This window comes from Mycobacterium sp., assembly GCF_050701675.1.
GTDB lineage: Bacteria > Actinomycetota > Actinomycetes > Mycobacteriales > Mycobacteriaceae > Mycobacterium.
This window is the reverse complement of sequence record NZ_JBOGDD010000048.1, coordinates 1-3,158: the sequence shown is the minus strand read 5'-3', so window position 1 is coordinate 3,158 and position 3,158 is coordinate 1. Positions and strand designations below refer to the sequence as shown.

Sequence of the window (3,158 nt, the reverse complement as noted above, 5' to 3'; positions counted from 1 at the left end):
GTGTGGAGGAACTCGGACAGTCGGGACTTGTTGGCGCGCTTGACCTCCCGCCAGCGCTGGCGGAACTCGGGATCGCCGATGTAGTCCTCCAGCCCGCGAAGCCGGTTCAGGTCGGTCAGCCAGCCGTCGCCGATCGTGCTGTCCAGCAGCGAGCGCAGGCCCGGGTTGGACAGGGCCAGGAACCGGCGTGGCGTGACTCCGTTGGTCTTGTTGGAGAAGCGTTCCGGCCACAGCTCGTAGAAGTCCTTGAGCACGCTGGCCTTCAGCAGGTCCGAGTGCAGGGCCGCCACACCGTTGATCGCATGACTGCCCACCGTGGCGAGATACGCCATCCGCACGGTCTGGCCACCGTCTTCGCCGATCAACGACATGCGCCGGACCCGCTCGACGTCCCCTGGGAAGTGTGCCCGCACTTCGTCGAGGAAGCGGCGGTTGATCTCGTAGATGATCTCCAGGTGCCGCGGTAGGGAGTCCCGGAACAGGCCAAGCGGCCACTTCTCCAGAGCCTCGGGCAGCAGGGTGTGATTGGTGTAGCCGAAGGTGGCGACCGTGATCGCCCAGGCCTCGTCCCACACGAGCCGACGCTCGTCGACGAGAATCCGCATGAGCTCCGCCACACCGATGGACGGGTGGGTATCGTTGAGCTGCAAGGCAAATCGCTGGGGGAGATCGTGCAGCGAGGCGTCCGCGAGGTCGTCCATGATGTGGACGATGTGCTGCAGCGAACACGACACGAAGAAGTACTGCTGCAGCAGGCGAAGCCGCTTGCCCGCCTCGGGTTCGTCGTTCGGGTACAGCACCTTGGTGACCGTTTCGGAGGTGACCTCCTCCTCGACGGCCTTGTAGTAATCGCCGGTGTTGAAGGCGTCCAATGCGAACGACTCGACGGCGCGGGCGCTCCACAGCGTCAGCACGTTGCAGGTGTGCACGCCGTAACCCTGGATCGGCGTGTCGTAGGCGACTCCCTTGATCACCTGCTTGGGCAGCCAGCGCACGCGGGTGGCGCCGGCGTCGTCGACGTACTGCTCGCTGTGGCCACCCCAGTTGACGAGGTAGTTGACGTCGGGTTTGGCGATCTCCCAAGGGTTTCCTCCTGCCAGCCAGTTGTCGGTCAACTCGACCTGCCAACCGTCGGAGAATTCCTGTTTGAAGATGCCGAACTCGTAGCGGATGCCGTAACCGATGGCCGGCCGCTCGAGGGTGGCCAGCGAGTCGAGGTAGCACGCGGCGAGCCTGCCGAGGCCGCCGTTGCCGAGGCCGGGTTCCGGTTCGCAGGCCAGCACTTCGTCGAAGTCCTGGCCGAGGGTGTCGAGCGCCGCCCTGGCTGCGTCCTCGATCTGAAGGTTGAGCAGGTTGTTGCCCAGCTGCGGGCCCATCAGGAACTCGGCCGAGAGGTAGCAGGTCACCTTGCGCCCGAGGTCGAGGGACGTTTGGGTGGAAGCCACCCGGTTGTCCTGCATGCGGTCTCGTACGGCCAGGGCCAGCGCCCGGTAGTAGTGGTCGGGCCGTAGGGCGGCCGCCGGGCGACCGATCGAGTACCGCAGGTGATCCGTGATCGCCTCCCGCAGATCGTCGGCGTCCAAGCCGGTGCGGACGTGGGAGGCTTCGGCAGCTGAATTTACGACGTCGGTCACGGCGCGATTGTGGCAGCTGGGCGTGCACGGCGCACTCGCAGCAGACGTCGTCCAGGTGAACGCCCGTGGATCAGCCGTCGAAGTCAGCCCGCTCCCTTGCCGTTGTCGACGCGGTACACGGCGCCGTGGACGGCGGCCGCATCGTCACTGGCCAAGAACGCGATCGTCTTGGCGACGTCGGCGGTCTCCATGAAGCCGCGGGGCGAGGCGATGCGCATGATCAGGTCCCAGTCGGCGTTCTCCGGCGCTTCGAACTCGGTGGCCTGCGCGGTGGGCATGCCACCGGGGCAGACCACGTTGACGCGCAGCTTCTCCTTGGTGAATTCGACGGCCAGGGCGCGCGTGAGGCCGACCAGCCCGTGCTTGGCGGCGCAGTAACCTGCCGAGTAGACCTCGCCCTCGACGCCCGCGATCGACGCGACGTTGACAATGTTCCCGCCGACCTCCAACAGGTGTGGCAGGGCCGCGCGGCACAGATAGAACGGGCCATTCAGGTTCACCGCCAGGTCCAGCTCCCAGTCCTCGTCGGACATGCTCGTGGTGTGACGCATCTTGTGAAAGCCCGCGACGTTCACCAACACGTCGAGCCTGCCGAAGGCGGTGACGCAGTCTGCCACCGCCTGCTTGCACGCAGCGGGCGTCGTGACGTCCACCGACGCGTACTTCCCACCGGGCACGTCGGCGAATACCTCGGCCATCCGCTCTGCGTCGCGGGCGATGCCGAACACCGACGCACCGCGCTCGGCGAACACCCGCGCCGTCGCGGCGCCCAGTCCGGCCGACGTGCCGGTGATCAGTGCGACCTTGCCGTCCAGAGCAGTCATGAAGCGACCTTCTCACGCCGCGACACGGCGGCGGCCGCCGCGTCGGGCAAAGGTGTGACTTCGAGCCGATCGCACTGCGATACTCGGGGCATGACGATCGCCCGGGTGCTGGCCGCCGCCACAATCTTCGCCAGCGTAGTGCTGGGATTCGCGAATCCGGCCAGGGCCGACCAGGTGATGCAGGGCGTCTACACCTATACCCAGGGTGACGTGGTCGCCGAATGGGCCATCTACCCCAGCTGCGTTCCCACCGTCGGCGACCTCCGCGACAATCTCGAACTGCCCGTGGCGTGCCGATTGCACGTCGCCCCGACGCCGTCGACGAAGGTCAACGGCGGCGATGCGCGGCTGACCGGTGGGGTGTGGGAATTCTCCACGCCGAAGGCCGACGGCATGACGTGCCCGGACGGCAGCTCGGCGCCGATTCTGGAGACCTACCGATTCGACGACCTCACCATGACCGGGACGCGGTCGGTCGCCCACAACGACGTCTGCGGAATGCCCGCGGGCATCACGAAGTATCCCTTCACGCTGGCCTTCAAGAGCCCGCTGTCCATGCCCGTTGAGCAGTATCCGCTGTACTGCGAGCCCAGCGGCCTGAAGAGGTGCTGGTGACATGCGCAAGCGAGTCGTGGTTTGGGGTACTGGCTTCGTCGGCAGGATGGTGATCGCCGAGATCGTCAAGCACCCGGTGTTCGAC

General features: G+C 66.5%; 3 protein-coding genes and 1 pseudogene. 2 read left to right on the top strand and 2 right to left on the bottom strand.

Features of this window, described 5'->3' with window-relative positions:
• Together glgP and ACRDUX_RS01530 are read right to left on the bottom strand one after the other, a co-directional pair.
• Window positions 1-1,634 (bottom strand): glycogen/starch/alpha-glucan family phosphorylase (gene glgP / locus ACRDUX_RS01535; protein ID WP_526410342.1); only part of this gene is annotated, 1,634 nt, incomplete at its 3' end.
• 83 nt (window positions 1,635-1,717) lie between these two features.
• Window positions 1,718-2,458 carry an SDR family NAD(P)-dependent oxidoreductase gene (locus tag ACRDUX_RS01530; RefSeq protein WP_526410340.1) on the bottom strand — a complete coding sequence of 247 codons (741 nt, stop codon included), beginning with the start codon at window positions 2,456-2,458 and terminating at the stop codon, window positions 1,718-1,720.
• Window positions 2,459-2,548: 90 nt separating this feature from the next.
• Here ACRDUX_RS01530 and ACRDUX_RS01525 point away from each other — a divergent pair, with 90 nt between their 5' ends.
• Window positions 2,549-3,073, top strand: a complete 525-nt coding sequence (locus ACRDUX_RS01525) for a hypothetical protein (protein ID WP_526410338.1) — start codon at window positions 2,549-2,551, stop codon at window positions 3,071-3,073.
• A 1-nt stretch (window position 3,074) separates the two neighbouring features.
• A pseudogene (locus ACRDUX_RS01520) lies at window positions 3,075-3,158 on the top strand (dihydrodipicolinate reductase); the annotation flags it as partial.